General features: G+C 65.9%; 17 protein-coding genes. 5 read left to right on the top strand and 12 right to left on the bottom strand.

What is annotated here, in order from left to right; all coding sequences use genetic code 11:
• Positions 1-8: 8 nt before the first annotated feature.
• A complete protein-coding gene (locus ACSQ76_RS08945; RefSeq protein WP_437156304.1) occupies positions 9-710 on the bottom strand; it encodes a hypothetical protein in 702 nt (233 codons plus the stop codon).
• 162 nt (positions 711-872) lie between these two features.
• Between ACSQ76_RS08945 and ACSQ76_RS08940 the strand changes: the two genes are divergently transcribed.
• Positions 873-1,370, top strand: coding sequence for a hypothetical protein (locus tag ACSQ76_RS08940; protein WP_437156303.1), 498 nt, complete (start codon positions 873-875; stop codon positions 1,368-1,370).
• Positions 1,371-1,429: 59 nt separating this feature from the next.
• On the opposite strand, the gene ACSQ76_RS08935 is transcribed toward ACSQ76_RS08940, so the two are convergent.
• The 6 genes from ACSQ76_RS08935 to ACSQ76_RS08910 form a co-directional block, all read right to left on the bottom strand.
• On the bottom strand, positions 1,430-2,179 hold the full coding sequence (locus ACSQ76_RS08935; protein ID WP_437156302.1) for a hypothetical protein: 750 nt from the start codon (positions 2,177-2,179) through the stop codon (positions 1,430-1,432).
• A 46-nt stretch (positions 2,180-2,225) separates the two neighbouring features.
• The gene (locus ACSQ76_RS08930; RefSeq protein ID WP_437156301.1) at positions 2,226-3,206 is read right to left on the bottom strand and encodes an SH3 domain-containing protein; all 981 of its coding nucleotides are present in this window, start codon (positions 3,204-3,206) and stop codon (positions 2,226-2,228) included.
• Between the two features lie 194 nt (positions 3,207-3,400).
• Positions 3,401-3,628 (bottom strand): zf-TFIIB domain-containing protein, encoded by a 228-nt coding sequence (locus ACSQ76_RS08925; RefSeq protein ID WP_306129608.1) that lies wholly within the window; start codon positions 3,626-3,628, stop codon positions 3,401-3,403.
• 113 nt (positions 3,629-3,741) lie between these two features.
• Positions 3,742-4,656 carry a DMT family transporter gene (locus ACSQ76_RS08920; RefSeq protein ID WP_437156300.1) on the bottom strand — a complete coding sequence of 305 codons (915 nt, stop codon included), beginning with the start codon at positions 4,654-4,656 and terminating at the stop codon, positions 3,742-3,744.
• 52 nt (positions 4,657-4,708) lie between these two features.
• The gene (locus tag ACSQ76_RS08915) at positions 4,709-5,107 is read right to left on the bottom strand and encodes a DUF4864 domain-containing protein (protein WP_437156299.1); all 399 of its coding nucleotides are present in this window, start codon (positions 5,105-5,107) and stop codon (positions 4,709-4,711) included.
• A 60-nt stretch (positions 5,108-5,167) separates the two neighbouring features.
• A complete protein-coding gene (locus ACSQ76_RS08910; RefSeq protein ID WP_437156298.1) occupies positions 5,168-5,611 on the bottom strand; it encodes a c-type cytochrome in 444 nt (147 codons plus the stop codon).
• A 267-nt stretch (positions 5,612-5,878) separates the two neighbouring features.
• Here ACSQ76_RS08910 and ACSQ76_RS08905 point away from each other — a divergent pair, with 267 nt between their 5' ends.
• Positions 5,879-6,064, top strand: coding sequence for a hypothetical protein (locus ACSQ76_RS08905; RefSeq protein WP_437156297.1), 186 nt, complete (start codon positions 5,879-5,881; stop codon positions 6,062-6,064).
• Positions 6,065-6,127: 63 nt separating this feature from the next.
• Entirely contained in the window at positions 6,128-6,418 is a 291-nt protein-coding gene (locus ACSQ76_RS08900) for a hypothetical protein (RefSeq protein ID WP_306129613.1), read from the top strand.
• Here the strand turns inward: ACSQ76_RS08900 and ACSQ76_RS08895 are convergent.
• From ACSQ76_RS08895 to proS, 5 genes are all read right to left on the bottom strand, one after another.
• Positions 6,415-7,398 (bottom strand): Ldh family oxidoreductase, encoded by a 984-nt coding sequence (locus ACSQ76_RS08895; RefSeq protein WP_437156296.1) that lies wholly within the window; start codon positions 7,396-7,398, stop codon positions 6,415-6,417. The genes ACSQ76_RS08900 and ACSQ76_RS08895 overlap by 4 nt on opposite strands.
• Before the next feature lie 35 nt (positions 7,399-7,433).
• A complete protein-coding gene (locus ACSQ76_RS08890; protein ID WP_437156295.1) occupies positions 7,434-8,117 on the bottom strand; it encodes an ABC transporter ATP-binding protein in 684 nt (227 codons plus the stop codon).
• The gene (locus ACSQ76_RS08885; RefSeq protein ID WP_437156294.1) at positions 8,110-9,423 is read right to left on the bottom strand and encodes a lipoprotein-releasing ABC transporter permease subunit; all 1,314 of its coding nucleotides are present in this window, start codon (positions 9,421-9,423) and stop codon (positions 8,110-8,112) included. Before ACSQ76_RS08885 ends, ACSQ76_RS08890 begins: the two co-directional genes overlap by 8 nt.
• Before the next feature lie 321 nt (positions 9,424-9,744).
• Positions 9,745-10,254 (bottom strand): DUF2937 family protein, encoded by a 510-nt coding sequence (locus ACSQ76_RS08880; protein ID WP_437156293.1) that lies wholly within the window; start codon positions 10,252-10,254, stop codon positions 9,745-9,747.
• A 121-nt stretch (positions 10,255-10,375) separates the two neighbouring features.
• Entirely contained in the window at positions 10,376-11,770 is a 1,395-nt protein-coding gene (gene proS, locus ACSQ76_RS08875; RefSeq protein WP_437156292.1) for a proline--tRNA ligase, read from the bottom strand.
• Between the two features lie 133 nt (positions 11,771-11,903).
• On the opposite strand from proS, the gene ACSQ76_RS08870 reads away from it, so the two are divergent.
• Positions 11,904-12,971, top strand: coding sequence for an AI-2E family transporter (locus ACSQ76_RS08870; RefSeq protein ID WP_437156291.1), 1,068 nt, complete (start codon positions 11,904-11,906; stop codon positions 12,969-12,971).
• Positions 12,972-13,646: an HdaA/DnaA family protein gene (locus tag ACSQ76_RS08865; RefSeq protein ID WP_437156290.1), complete on the top strand. Its 675-nt coding sequence runs from the start codon at positions 12,972-12,974 to the stop codon at positions 13,644-13,646.
• The last annotated feature ends 16 nt before the right edge of the window (positions 13,647-13,662 follow it).

The raw sequence follows: 13,662 nt of genomic DNA, 5'->3' as shown, positions 1-13,662 counted from the left end.
AAGCGTCTTCAAAACGAGATCGTATCCACCAACCGCACCCGCACGCCCTCGATCACCTGCTCCTGCCCCGGCACGCGGGCCGTCCTCAGCGTCTTTTGCTGCTGCAGGATCCGGTCCACCACCGCCTGATCCCGCGCCGACAGCCGGTTCTCGTGGCAGGCATCCGTCCGCGCCCACAGGTTGCGCGAGATCGGCCCCGCGATCGCGCTGGCCACCGTCTCCTGGCTGAAATCGCGGGCCACGATCCGCCGGTCGCGCTCCAGCGTCTTCAGCGTCTCGACGAAAATGTCCACTGTCTCCTGAAAGCTCATATCGCGGGTCTTGAGCTGTTCCGGCGTCGCCCCTGGGTCCTCGACACACCGCCGCGCCGCGAACAACCAGTCATGCACGATATAGACCGGGCCATAGCTCCACGGGGAAAACCCCCGGAACGCCTGCGCCACACGCGGGATCGACCCACCATCGGTATACATCACGCCCGGCGCGATCACCGCGGGCTCCTCGCCCTCGGGTCGGGTGAAGCGCAGCTCGAACCCTGGCACCGGCACATAGACGAACCGCCCGCCGCTGCCCGAAGCGGAAGTGCTCTGCTCCAGCCAATAGACCGACACCGCGCCGTCGAACCGCCCCGCGCGGGCGCCTTCGAAATCCACCTCGGCACAGCCCGCAAGCGCTGCCAACGCGAACAATATCGCTCCCATCCGCCGCATCCAGACCCCTCCATTTCAACCGTCGCGCCACGTCAGCATGGCACGTTTCCGCCGATTGCCCAAACGCATCGGAACCTTTCCGACCCGGACGCGGTTCATTCGCCGACCGCCACGGGGGGTGCGCCATGGGGCCACCCGGCGTTCGCCAAGAAAAGGAGTATAATGATGAAATCGTTTCTCAGAACCACCGCGCTGGCAGCGGTGCTTTCCCTGCCGCTCGCCGCGACCGCCGACGAAACCACCGTCTCCGACATTTCCGTCGAGGCAGACCTGAGTTCCATCCAGAACGCCACCGCCGCCGGTGTCTGGGCCAACCTGCCCGCCGATCTCGAAAGCACCCTGGCCGTGCAACTGGCCGACCAGATCGCTGCCGATGGCGAGGACGGGGCCCAGATCATGATCGACATCACCTCGGTCGAACTTGCCTCCTCGTTCGAGAGTGTCGCCGATCTGGCCGATTCGAGGATCTCCGGCGACGTCGTCATCGAACGGCCCGGCGACGAGTACGACCAGGCCTACAGCCTGACCGTCAGCGCCGAACAGGCCGCCGTGTTGCTTCCGGCCGGCGCGGACATCATGCTGCTCGCCCCCGGCAGCATGGAATTCTACAACGCGATGGTCGGCGCATTCGCCAACAACATCGTCGAGAAGATGCAGTAAAAACCGCCCCGCGTGATGCATCGCCCGCGCTGGTTCCGACCGGGGCGGGCTTTTTCGTGTCAGACCCGCAGCGCGCGCTCCGACAGCTTGCGGAAATAGGGGGCGTGATGGTGCAGGTAGTCCTGCAGATGCGGCACCCGTTCGACCAGCGCCTCGAATTCCATCTCCTTGCGCAACATCTCCTCGGGGTCGGCCGTGCGAATGCCCGATGACGTGCTGGCCTCCTCGTGCCACGCGCTGACATGCTCCCAGTCCTCGGGCGGGGCCTGCCAGTCGAATGCCGTATCGGTATAGTCCAGCCCGATCCGCGCCCAGAGCGCGCGCATGATCCCCTTGGGATCGGCCCGCACCGCCTCGGCCTCGATCACCACGGGCGACAACCCTTCGGCCTCCGCCGCCTGGTATAGCTGCCATTGCGCCTCTATGCCGACTTCCTCTCGCGTGAAATCCGGGTCCAGCTTGTGATAGCTCAAGAGCGACGCCACCGGCGGTCGCACCAGGAACACATGCGTGATCCGGCGCAGCATTTCGCGGTCCCCGAGCATCCGTGGCACCACGTAGAACGCCATGTCCTTGAAAAAGACCGGGCCAGCCTCGGCCCGCTCCTGCAGCATGTCGCAGATGCCTTCATAGGTGGTGGGATGCCCCGGCACCGGCTCGAAGCCGGGAAAATCACGGCCCTGGCCCACGTAATAGTCATACATGAACGGCTCGTGCAGCACGTCCAGATCGCCGCGCTCGCGCATGATCCGCTCCGTCGCCGTGGACATCGACCGGGGATGCGCCCAAAGCGCGATGATCTTGTGCATGCGGCAGCCCTCCTGCCCCGAGCCTACGTCGCGCGCGGCAGAGTTGCTAGGTCTTTGTCACATCAGGATTTCCCGCGACAGCGCCCCCTCGTCGGTCAGCGACATGGGCCGCGTGGTGGACCCGTCCCTGTAGGCGATGCATTGCCAGGGGCGCCTGCCCCGACCCCACGCCCACGATCACCTCTGTGCCAGCCTCGGAAGAGCTCGAACTCAGCACGACGACCTCCGCGTTGCCCGTCTCTTCGGTCACCGCCCGCAGGCAGGCCTGCCCGGCGGCATCCGGCGTGTCTGCCGATGTTGCGGTGGTCCCGGCCGCAGGATCATTGCCGCCTTCCACCAGGTAGTCGCCGGCGGCCCAGCCCTCGACCCCCGGGTCGGCCAATGTCGCCACCCTGCACCAGCGCCGCGCCTCCTCCATCCGGCAGCCCAGGTTGCGAACGTTCTGTCCGTTGGTCAGCGTCGTCACCACAGCCGCGTCGCCCGACGGGGCCGCGCGCAGGTTCAGCACGCCGCCACCCGAGGTCGCCACGCGCAAGAAATCCGGCCCGCCCTGCAGCCCGTCGGCATAATCGTTCTGGACCGTGTCACCGGTCGCACCGTCGATGCTGATGGAAAGCTCGTAATCCGAGACCTCCTCGCGCCGCGCCGCGCTGCGCATCATGTAGACCGAGATCGTGTATTCTCCCGACCCCGGCAGCACTCCGTCAAACCGGTTCAGGTCGGGCACCATCTCACCCATCATTCCGGCATTGGCCAACGCTTCGTCACCCGGTCCCTTGCCGGGCGCATAAACGTTGAAATACGTGGCCAGGTTGGACGGCTCCAGCCTCACCTGCATCCGCTGCCCGGCCTCTGCGCCCAGGGTGTAAAGCACGCTTTCATATCCGGTGATCCTGTCGGAGATCGTCGTGCCGTTGGTGCCAGCGGCAAAGCGGACTTTTTCCGTCCGCATTTCATCCTGCGCCCAAAGGACCGCTGATGCGCCGAAGGTCATCGCGATCGCAACGCCTAGAACCCGTCCGTTCATCCGGGGTCTCCCTCATCCCATAACTGTGCAGTCAAAGGCCCTGAAAACCGGAAAAAACACCTTCTGGAAACCAAGGAGCCCGCACGCCGGACGGCCTGCAGGCCCACTACAGCGCATCTCATGCACCAGCGGCCAGAATCCGGGTCGCTGGTCGTTGCTGATCCTCTTCCGCCCGAAGGCGGCGCCCCGAAGCTTCAGAAATCGAACAGATCTTCCAAAAAGCCGCCACGCTTCTTGCGCTTCTGCGGGCGGCCATCGGCCTGCCAGACGCGGGCGTCGGGCGCCTCGGGGGTGGTCCGCTCGATGATCTTGTCCAGCTCGCCGCGATCCAGCCACACCCCGCGGCATTGCGGGCAATAGTCGATCTCGACACCGGCGCGGTCGGTGATCACCAGCGTTTCTCCGTCAACCGGACATTTCATCGGGCAGTCCTCCTGTAATCCTACTCATGGCGTTTCAGATGGGCATCACCCGCCGGTTTCTCAAGCCTCGGCACTATGCATCGCCCGCACCGGCGGTCCGCTGCACACCCGGATCACCCTCGCCGCAGCACACGTCCGTCCGTCACCAACAGCCCCAGCGCAATCAGGCCGAAGCCGCCCCAGGCCGCCGCTCCCAGCCGCTCGTCCAGAAAAGCCGCGCCAAGCCCGGCGGCAAAGGGCGGGATCATCAGCGTCACCAGCATCAGGTTCGCCGCCCCCGCGCGCCGCAGGATGGCGAAGTACAACAGGTAGGCCAGCGCCGTCGACAGCGCCGCAAGCGACAACAGCGCCGCCCAGACATGCACCGGCAAGTCGAACCGTGGCACCCCGTCCACCCACAGGGCCACCGGCAGCATCAGCAGGCTCGACCCCGCCAGCATTCCCAGCGCGTTCATCTGCGGCGGCTGCCCCGCCAGCGCCCGCTTGGCCCAGACGCTGGCCAGCGCATAGCTCAGCGCCGCGCCCAACACCGCAAGCTGCGCCAGGTTGCGCAGGTCCACGCCGCGCAACAGGTCCGGCCCCATGATCGCCGCCACCCCCGCCAGCCCCAGCAAGGCGCCCACGATCTTGCGCGGCAAAAACGGCTCGTCACGCAACAAGAGCCCCGCCACCACCGCGCCGAACACCGCGGTCGTGCCGTTGAGGATCGAAGCCAGGCCGCTCTGAAGCTCCACTTGCGCCCAGAAGATCATCGAGAACGGAATCGCGTTGTTCAGCGCCCCCATCACCAGATACGCGCCCCAGACCCGCGGCTCACGCGGCAGGCGCAGTCCCAGCGTCCGCACCACCACCCACAGGATCGGGACGGCCCAAACCACCCGGTGCAGGGTGATGGTCAGCGGCGGCACTTCGGCCAGCGCAATTTCCGCAAAGAAAAAGGACCCGCCCCAGACAGCGGCAAGTGCCAGCAGCATGAACGCGGAGACGGACGATATCGACGGGCTGACCTGCATGCCCCTTGCTGACATGAAGGCTGTTCCTGCACGACCCGTTTCTTGCGGCAAACGCCACGCGGTCGGCTCAGACCACGCCGTCGCCGGTGCGCTTCAGCTGCACACCGTTGATCTTCCAGCCGCCGGGCCCTTGGATCATCTCGTATTCCAGCTCGTAATAGACCCCGTCCGCGCCCCGGATCAGCACGTCCTGGACCAGGGCATCGCCCTTGTCCCGCCCGCCCAGGAACTCCACCTCCGCCGGGCGCCAGACCATCGGATAGCCGTTGCGCACCATCTGTCCAAACCGCTCTGACGAGCCGAAGATGCCTTGAATCATCGGGCTGGCATAGGTGAAGGCGGTTTCGAAATCATCCTGTTGAAACGCCTCCATCTGGTCCGAGATCACCTGCCGCGCCGCATCGTCCGCGCGCGCCGGCAGGGCCAAAAGGAAAATCAGTACGAGAAAAGACAGAAAGCGGGTCATGAGAAAACTCCTTTCGCCACCAGATAGCCCGCCCCGCCCGCGCATCAAATACCGCCGCGTCTACTCCGCCTGGATCGACTGCAGGAACATCACGAGGTCCGCCACCGGCTGCGACATCATCACCGGCTGACCTGCCTCGGTGCGCACCGCCACCTGCCCGGTCGTGTCGAAGAATTCGCCGTAGACCGGCATGCTCGACCCGTGCGACACCAGCGGGTCGCGCCCGTCAATCCGCCGTGCCACGCGCGCCACCGGAAAGGTGCCGCCATGGCGGGCGGTCAGCGACGTCAGGTCCGACGGCTGCACCAGCAGCACCTCGCGCATCGGACCGTGGCCATCCGCCTCGACCCCGTGGCAACTGACACAGTGCCGCGCGTACAGCGCGGCGCCGGCTCCGGCATCCCCTTCTGCCAGAACCGGCCCCGCGCCAAGGACCAGACTTGCAACCACCCTCGCCAGTCGCGGGCGTCCGGCCCCTCTCCCTTGCGAACTGACTGCGCTCATGTGCTCCTCCGGGCGTGCAACGATACCGCGTTCCGCACTCCGGCATCTGTTCCGGTTGGGCTCAAGCGGCATCGCGGGACCAATCTGCACCGCCCCGGCCAGCCGCGCCTTGATCTGGATCATGTCGGCGCAGACGATATCCGCGCCGGGATCGTGCTGTCGGTGTCATCATTGTCGCCCGACACTCTCGCTTCGGGCATGATTGAACGCCTCCGCCTGACGCGACGACGTATCTGCATCCCACACGAGATCAAAGGATGCTGACCCATGCCGCCGCTTCTAGCCGTTTCCTGGAAACCCGCCCTGCGCCTCGGAGCCGGCCTGCTGGTCATGGCGCTCACCACCCCACAGGCCGGCGGCGCCGCCATGTCCTGCGATCCGCGATTCGACCGGCTGCCGCCCCCGGCCCACGCGTTGCCGCCAACCATCGCAGCGTGCGCTCAAGCGCGCTGACATCACTCTTCAGTTTCCGCCCGAACGTCCTATATCTTTTCTGTCAGACAACAGGAGGTTCCGATGTACCGAGCTTTAACCGTGACAGCCCTCTGCGCCGCGCTGGCCACCCCGGCCCTTGCCCTCGACTTCGAGGAGCCCGATCCGGCCGATCTGGTGCCGGCCCACTTCAGCGCCGCCGATTTCGCGCGGCTCGACCAATACGACCTCTACGACGTGACGCTGGCGCTCAAGCGGGGCCGCAACATCCGGCTGGCCGACTGCACCCCGTCGCAAAGCCGCGCCATCTTCGAGGCGTCCTACGACCAGCGCGCCCCGGCCTTGGACATGTTGCGCACGACCTGTGCGGGTTAACCCGCCCCCGCCAGTCGCCGCGCCAGATCCCAGGCCTCGGGGTCGACCGTCACCGGGTCGCTGACCGCCCGCGCCTGTCCCGGCATCCGTGCGCCTTCGTCCCGCTGCACGGCCTCCGAGACTTGGGCGAGCCTGTCAAAGAACGCCCCACCGGATACGTCAGGGTCCATGATCAGGTAGAAATCGCCGATGTCGTGCGGCGCCCCCTCGGGCGCCTTCAGCGGCCCAAGGTCCACACCCGCCCGGCTACCCGTCATCCCAGCCGCCAACAATTCCGCCATCAAGCCGAATCCCCAGCCCTTGTAGCCCCCCATGCTGACAAGCGAGCCCTTGAGGGCCGCCTCGGGGTCGGTCGTCGGCCTGCCATCCGCATCGACGGCCCAGCCTTCTGGGATGGCCTCTCCGGCGGCCCTGGCCATGGTGATCTTCCCCAGCGCCACGGTGGTGGTGGACTGGTCGAACAGCATCGCCACGCCGCCCTCGCCATCCGGCACGGCAAAGGAGATCGGGTTGGTCCCGATCACGCGGGATTTTCCTCCCGGCGGCGCCACCACCGGCGTGGCGTTGGTCATGCCCAGCACGATAAACCCTTCCCGCGCGATTTGCGCCGTGAAGTACCCCAAACTGGTGCAGGTATGCGCATGACAGACCGCCAGGCTGATCGTGCCCATGTCGCGCGCCGCGCGCACAGCCTCCGGCAGCGCCCTGGAGAACGCCGCCTGCGCGAAACCGAACTTCGCGTCGACCTCCACCACACCGGGCCGCGGCTTACTGACCTCCGGCACCGCGTCGCCCTTCACCCGGCCGGTCTGCAATTGCTGACAATAGCTTTCAAGGTAATACAGCCCGCAGATCCGGTTCCCCAGGCCTTCCGCCTCGCGTACCGCCGCCGCAACCTCAGCCGCGATCCAGTCCTCGGCACCATGCATTACCAGCGCCGCCTTCGCCGTCGCCTCAATCTCGTCCAACGTCACCTGCATGGCATTCCCCGTTTTCGCTCGCGTAGGGTGGGGTTTCACCCCACCACGATCCGCCCGGCTTCCAACTTCACCACCCGGTCCATCCGCGCCGCCAGCTCCATGTTATGCGTCGCGATCAGCGCCGCCAGCCCGGTGCCCCGCACCAGTTCCATCAGAGCCGCGAACACCTGGTCCGACGTGCCGGGGTCCAGGTTCCCCGTCGGCTCGTCCGCCAGCAGCAAGCGCGGCGAATTGGCCAGCGCCCGGCAGAACGCCACCCGCTGCTGCTCGCCGCCCGACATCGCGCTCGGTCGATGCCCCGCCCGGTCGGCAATACCGACCTGCGTCAGCAACTCGGTCGCCCGCGCCTCGGCCACCTTGCGGCTGATACCGTCCGCCAGCTGCGGCAACACGATGTTCTCCTTCGCCGTGAACTCCGGCAACAGGTGATGAAACTGGTAGATGAACCCCACTTCCTGGCGCCGCGTGATCGTGCGCCGCCGGTCCGAGCGGCCCACCATGTCCTCGCCGCCGATCTCGACCGTACCGGCATCGGCCGTGTCCAGCAGCCCCGCGATATGCAACAGCGTGGACTTGCCCGCCCCCGAGGGCGCCACCAGCGCCACCATCTCGCCCGCGCCGATCGTCAGGTCGATGCCCGACAGCACCGTCACCGCGTTGGCTTTGCCCTTGTTGTAGGTCTTTTCGACCCCTGCCAGCCTCAGCATCGCCTCACTCATAGCGCAGCGCCTCCACCGGGTTCATCCGCGCCGCCCGCCGGGCGGGGAAAATCGTCACCACGAAGCTCAGGAAGAGCGACAGGCCCACCGCGCTCATCACGTCCCAGAACTCCAGCTTGGCGGGCAGGAAATAGATCCCCCGCGTGTCGGGCGTCCAGATCGGCTGATCGCTGAAACTGTCCAGAATGGCAAAGATCTGGTCGATATAAATGGCAAAGAGACACCCCAGAACCGTGCCCATCACCGTGCCGATGATCCCGATAAAGGCACCGCACATGAAGAACACGCGCAAGACCGACCCTTCGGTCAGACCCATGGTGCGCAGGATACCGATATCGCGCCCCTTGTTCTTGACCAGCATGATCAGGCCACTGGTAATGTTCATCGCCGCGATCAGCACTAGGATCGACAGGATGATGAACATCACGTTGTCCTCCACCTCCAGCGCCCGCAGAAACCCGCTGCTGGAATCCCGCCAGGTCCAGATCTGCGTATTCTCCCCGGCGGCGTTGAGCAGCTCCAGCGCCATGTCGTTCACCCGCTCCGGCTCCTCGATCATCACCTCGATCTCGTCCGCCTTGCCCTCGCTGTTGAAGAAGCTCTGCGCCTCTTCGAACGGCAGGTACACGCGCACCCGATCGATATCGTACCGACCCGCGCTGAAGACATAGACCACGTCATAAGCGTTCACCCGCGGACTGATGCCCAAGGCGGTGCGATTGCCGGTGGGGTTGATCACCCTGATCTTGTCGCCCACGCCGATGCCCAGAGTGCTGGCCACACCAGACCCGATAGCGATGGGAAAGACCCCTGTCTCGGCTGCGTCCTGCGCGAAATCCTCGATGCTCCCCTGCGCCGTTTCCGGGTCCGCGATCCGCGGCAGGCCCTTGAGGTCCTCCAGCGTGATCCCCCGCACCTCGACGCCCGCGTTGCGGTCGCCCACGGTGGCCAGAACCTGGTTCTTGATCAGGGGTGCTGCCCGCGTCACCCCCTCGACCTCGCGCAACCGCTCGGCCATCGCCTCGTAATCCGTGATCTGCCGGTCGATGCGGCCCGTCTGCTGATCGACCGTGCCGGCGTTGTAGACCGTCACATGCGCGTTCGACCCCAGGATCGTGTCCACGAACTCCGCCCGAAAGCCCGCCCGCACAGCCAGCGTGGCAATCAGCGCGAACACTGCCAGCGTGATGCCGATCAGGCTGATCCACGTCATCACGCTGACCCCGCCCTCGGCCCGCTTGGCCCGCAGGTAGCGCCACGCGATCATCGTCTCGAAGGCGGAAAACGGCTTGGGCTGAACTGCCACGATGGACCTCTGGATAGGTTATGCGTCTCTGCGGTGTATCCGGTGCCGGGATAAGGTCAACCCCGGTTTCGCAAACGAACCCAACGGAGGAACCAAGCCCCGCGCGGAATCAAGGCCGAAGGCCGCCGCGCGATCGCCAGACCGCCCCCCGGGCTGGCGATTGGGTGACGTTAGTGCTTCGATCCGAGGTTTTCTGGATGTGCAACAATAAAGTGCATTGAGCACCACTCGGGTCGCCAGCCCGCGGTCTGGCAATCGCGCGGCTCGTGTTCGTCTTGGCCGCACCGTTCCCGGACTAATCCGTCAGAGTTTTCGCCCAACCTACTCCGCCGGTGTCGCCACCGGCCTGCGCCGCACGATCCGGCCCAGGCCGCTCAGCAGCATCCCGATCAGCGTATACCCCGCCAGGAACCCGCCCAGGCCAAAGCCCGCTCCCGCCACCGTCGCCGGCACCGCAGGCTCGAAATCGCCCCAGGTCTTCTGCGCCAGTTCCGGGTCCAGGTACTGCCACCCGATCAGCGCCGCGCTGACCGAATTGGTCGTGCGCAGGTGCTCCAGATGCGCAGACAACCGCTCATGCCGGATCAGGACCTGCCCCATGCTCTCGCTGCGCGCCCGCGCCATGGCGGTTCCGCGCGCCAGATCGCTCAGCGCCGCGTCGCGGCTCAGGCCAAGCGCCGCGGCATCCGCATCGAACCGCTCCACCACCCACGCCAATTCATCCACAGCGCCCGACAGGCGTTGCTTGTACTGCTGGGAAAATTCGGGAAATTGCGACGCGGCCAGTGCACAGCACAGCCCGCCCGCCAGGGCCAGTCCCTTGATGATCATCGCTCTGCCTCGTTTTGTCGTCTTTTGATTTGAGGCAAGTATAGCGCGTTTCGCGCAAATCCAGAAACAAGATTATCGTGACCGGGCGCGGCACCGGCTCAGGCCCCGCGCCGCAGGTCCCTTACATCCAGGTATGGAACGCCCGATCCCCCATCGGCTCGACCGTGCCGGCCTGACCGTGGTGCGGCGCATAGATCTCCGCGATCTTCTCGACCGCCGCCTCCGGCGCCATCTCCTCGCTCTCGCCGGTGCGGCGGCTGGTCAGTTCCACTACCCCGTTCTTCAGCCCGCGCGGCCCCACGGTGATCCGCCAAGGCAGGCCAATGAGGTCCATCGTGGCGAACTTGCCCCCCGCCCGCTCGTCGCGGTCATCGTAAAGCGGGTCCAGCCCCTTGCCCTTCAGCGCCGCATAAAGCTTCTCGCACGCCGCATCCGCCTCGCCGTCGCCCTGCTTCAGGTTCACGATCCCGGCATGGAAAGGCGTCACGCCCTCGGGCCAGATGATGCCCTTGTCGTCGTGGCTGGCCTCGATGATGGCCCCCACAAGGCGGCTCACGCCGATCCCGTGGCTGCCCATATGCACCGGCACCGGCTTGCCGTCCGGCCCCTGCACCGTGGCGCCCATCGGCTCGGAATACTTGGTCCCGAAATAGAAGATCTGCCCCACCTCGATCCCCCGCGCCACGCGGCGGCGGTCCTCGGGGATCTGATTGAAGATCTCTTCATCGTGCGTCTCATCCGTCCGCGCATAGCGCGACGTAAACTCTTCCAGCACCGCCTGGCATTGCGCCTTGTCGCTGTAATCGATCTCGCGCTCGCCGAATTTCAGGTCGGTGATCTCGCTGTCATAGAACACCTCCGACTCGCCCGTTTCGGCCAGCACCAGGAATTCATGCGTGTCGTCGCCCCCGATCGGGCCGGAATCCGCCCGCATCGGAATCGCCTGCAGCCCCATCCGCTCGTAGGTCCGCAGATAGCTGACCAGGTGGCGGTTATAGGCGTGCAGCGCGTCTTCCTTCGTCAGGTCGAAATTGTAGCCGTCCTTCATGAAGAACTCGCGCCCCCGCATCACGCCAAAGCGTGGCCGGATCTCGTCGCGGAACTTCCACTGGATGTGATAAAGCGTCAGCGGCAAATCCCGGTAGCTGCCCACATGGGCGCGGAAGATATCCGTGATCAGTTCCTCGTTCGTCGGACCATAGAGCATATCGCGGTCCTGCCGGTCGCGGATGCGCAGCATCTCGGGGCCATAGGCGTCGTACCGCCCGCTTTCGCGCCACAGGTCAGCCGATTGCAGCGTCGGCATCAGCATCGGGATATGCCCCGCCCGCACCTGCTCCTCGTGGACTATATTCTCCAGCTTTCGCAACACCTTGAAGCCCAAGGGCAGCCACGAATAGATCCCCGCGCTGGCCTGCTTGATCATCCCCGCCCGCAGCATCAGACGGTGGCTGGCGATCTGCGCCTCCGAGGGCGTCTCCTTCAGGACCGGCAGGAAATACTTGGACAGGCGCATGGGGAACCTCTGGTCATTGCGTGCTCCCGCCCCGTTTATGTCCTCAACGCCCGCCAGACAAGCCGGAAGGCGCTTGCAACACTGCCCCCCTTGCGCGAAAAGCAGGTGACGCATTTCGTTCTCCCGAGGTGGCATGGCCCTTCCCGTCCGGACACAAATTCAATTCTGGGGCGTCGCCATCGCGATGTTCCTCGTTGTCATGTGGTTCCTGGGCGACGTGATCCTGCCCTTCGTGCTGGGGGGCGCGGTGGCCTATTTCCTCGACCCCGTGGCCGACCGTATAGAAAGCATGGGCGCCTCGCGGGCGGTGGCGGTCGCGCTCATCACGCTGGTGGCGATCTGCATCTTCGTCATCATGGCGCTCTTGGTCATTCCCACCCTCGTGAACCAGACCGCCAACCTGATCGACATCGCGCCACAGCTCTTCAACGATCTGCAGAACTTCCTCACCGCCCGCTTTCCGGATCTCGTCGACCAGGATTCCACCCTGCGCCAGTCGCTGGCCACCATCGGCACCACCATCCAGGAACGCGGCGGACAGGTGGTCGAAACCGTGCTCGCCTCCCTTGGCTCGCTCGTCAACGTGGCCGTCCTGCTGGTCATCGTGCCGGTCGTGGCCTTCTACCTGCTGTACGACTGGGACCGCATGATCGCCGAGATCGATCGTCTGCTTCCGCGCGAGCACGCGCCGATCATTCGCCACCTGGCCCGCGACATCGACGCCACGCTTGCCAGTTTCATCCGCGGCATGGGCACCGTCTGCCTGATCCTCGGCACCTACTATGCCGTCGCTCTCATGCTGGTGGGTCTGCAATTCGGCCTCGTCGTGGGGGCCATCGCCGGCCTCATCACCTTCATTCCCTATGTCGGCGCCCTGATCGGCGGAGTGCTGGCCATCGGCCTCGCGCTCTTCCAGTTCTGGGGAGACTGGCTGTCCATCGGACTCGTCGCCGGCATCTTCGTGCTGGGCCAGGTGGTCGAGGGCAACATTCTCACGCCCAAGCTGGTGGGCGACTCCGTGGGCCTGCACCCGGTCTGGCTGCTCTTCGCGCTGTCGGTCTTCGGCGCGCTCTTCGGCTTCGTGGGCATGCTCGTGGCCGTGCCCGTGGCGGCGGCCATCGGCGTGCTGATGCGCTTTGCCGTGCGGCAATATCTCGACAGTGCCCTATATCAAGGGCAGGAGTCACGGGACACTGAATAAATGGCACAGCAGCTCAGCTTCGACCTGCCCGCCAAACCTGCACACGGGCGGGAGGACTTCTTCGTTTCCGCCGCCAACGCCCAGGCCGTGGCCCTGATCGACACGTGGCAGGCATGGCCCGCCCGCAAGCTGGTCCTGCACGGCCCGCCAGGCGCGGGCAAGACCCATCTCGCCCATGTCTGGTCGGCGCAAAGCGGCGCCACCATCGTGCCCGCGGGCGACCTCGCGCAGGCCGACATTCCCGCCCTCGCCCGCACCCATGTCGCGGTCGAGGATTGCGAGACCATCGCCGGCGATGACACCGCCGAAACCGCGCTCTTTCACCTGCACAACCTGACGCTGGCCGAGGGGCATTTCCTGCTGCTGACGGCCCATGCCGCGCCCAAGTACTGGAACCTCGCGCTGCCCGACCTTGCCAGCCGGATGCAGGGCACGCCCGCGGTCGAACTCGATCTGCCGGACGACCGCCTGCTGACCGCGATCCTCGCCAAGCTCTTCGACGACCGCCAGCTCACCCCTGCGCCGGACGTCATCCCCTACCTCGTGAGCCACATCGACCGCTCCTTCGAGGCCGCCCGCCAGGTCGTCGCGCTGCTCGATTCCGCCGCGCTTTCCCGCAAACGGGCCATCACCCGCCCCTTTGCCCGCGACGTGCTGGACAAGGCAGGTCTCTGACGGCACAGTCGTCACC

The sequence above is a fragment of the Roseovarius sp. B08 genome, assembly GCF_051417955.1.
Taxonomy (GTDB): domain Bacteria; phylum Pseudomonadota; class Alphaproteobacteria; order Rhodobacterales; family Rhodobacteraceae; genus Roseovarius.
This window is presented reverse-complemented; position numbering and strand designations above follow the sequence as displayed.

What these genes read in the sequence shown, in the direction of transcription:
- ACSQ76_RS08945 (WP_437156304.1), bottom strand. Translation starts at nt 710, where the DNA reads ATGCGGCGGATGGGAGCGATATTGTTCGCGTTGGCAGCGCTTGCGGGC.
- ACSQ76_RS08940 (WP_437156303.1), top strand. Translation starts at nt 873, where the DNA reads ATGATGAAATCGTTTCTCAGAACCACCGCGCTGGCAGCGGTGCTTTCC.
- ACSQ76_RS08935 (WP_437156302.1), bottom strand. Translation starts at nt 2,179, where the DNA reads ATGCACAAGATCATCGCGCTTTGGGCGCATCCCCGGTCGATGTCCACG.
- ACSQ76_RS08930 (WP_437156301.1), bottom strand. Translation starts at nt 3,206, where the DNA reads ATGAACGGACGGGTTCTAGGCGTTGCGATCGCGATGACCTTCGGCGCA.
- ACSQ76_RS08925 (WP_306129608.1), bottom strand. Translation starts at nt 3,628, where the DNA reads ATGAAATGTCCGGTTGACGGAGAAACGCTGGTGATCACCGACCGCGCC.
- ACSQ76_RS08920 (WP_437156300.1), bottom strand. Translation starts at nt 4,656, where the DNA reads ATGTCAGCAAGGGGCATGCAGGTCAGCCCGTCGATATCGTCCGTCTCC.
- ACSQ76_RS08915 (WP_437156299.1), bottom strand. Translation starts at nt 5,107, where the DNA reads ATGACCCGCTTTCTGTCTTTTCTCGTACTGATTTTCCTTTTGGCCCTG.
- ACSQ76_RS08910 (WP_437156298.1), bottom strand. Translation starts at nt 5,611, where the DNA reads ATGAGCGCAGTCAGTTCGCAAGGGAGAGGGGCCGGACGCCCGCGACTG.
- ACSQ76_RS08905 (WP_437156297.1), top strand. Translation starts at nt 5,879, where the DNA reads ATGCCGCCGCTTCTAGCCGTTTCCTGGAAACCCGCCCTGCGCCTCGGA.
- ACSQ76_RS08900 (WP_306129613.1), top strand. Translation starts at nt 6,128, where the DNA reads ATGTACCGAGCTTTAACCGTGACAGCCCTCTGCGCCGCGCTGGCCACC.
- ACSQ76_RS08895 (WP_437156296.1), bottom strand. Translation starts at nt 7,398, where the DNA reads ATGCAGGTGACGTTGGACGAGATTGAGGCGACGGCGAAGGCGGCGCTG.
- ACSQ76_RS08890 (WP_437156295.1), bottom strand. Translation starts at nt 8,117, where the DNA reads ATGAGTGAGGCGATGCTGAGGCTGGCAGGGGTCGAAAAGACCTACAAC.
- ACSQ76_RS08880 (WP_437156293.1), bottom strand. Translation starts at nt 10,254, where the DNA reads ATGATCATCAAGGGACTGGCCCTGGCGGGCGGGCTGTGCTGTGCACTG.
- proS (WP_437156292.1), bottom strand. Translation starts at nt 11,770, where the DNA reads ATGCGCCTGTCCAAGTATTTCCTGCCGGTCCTGAAGGAGACGCCCTCG.
- ACSQ76_RS08870 (WP_437156291.1), top strand. Translation starts at nt 11,904, where the DNA reads ATGGCCCTTCCCGTCCGGACACAAATTCAATTCTGGGGCGTCGCCATC.
- ACSQ76_RS08865 (WP_437156290.1), top strand. Translation starts at nt 12,972, where the DNA reads ATGGCACAGCAGCTCAGCTTCGACCTGCCCGCCAAACCTGCACACGGG.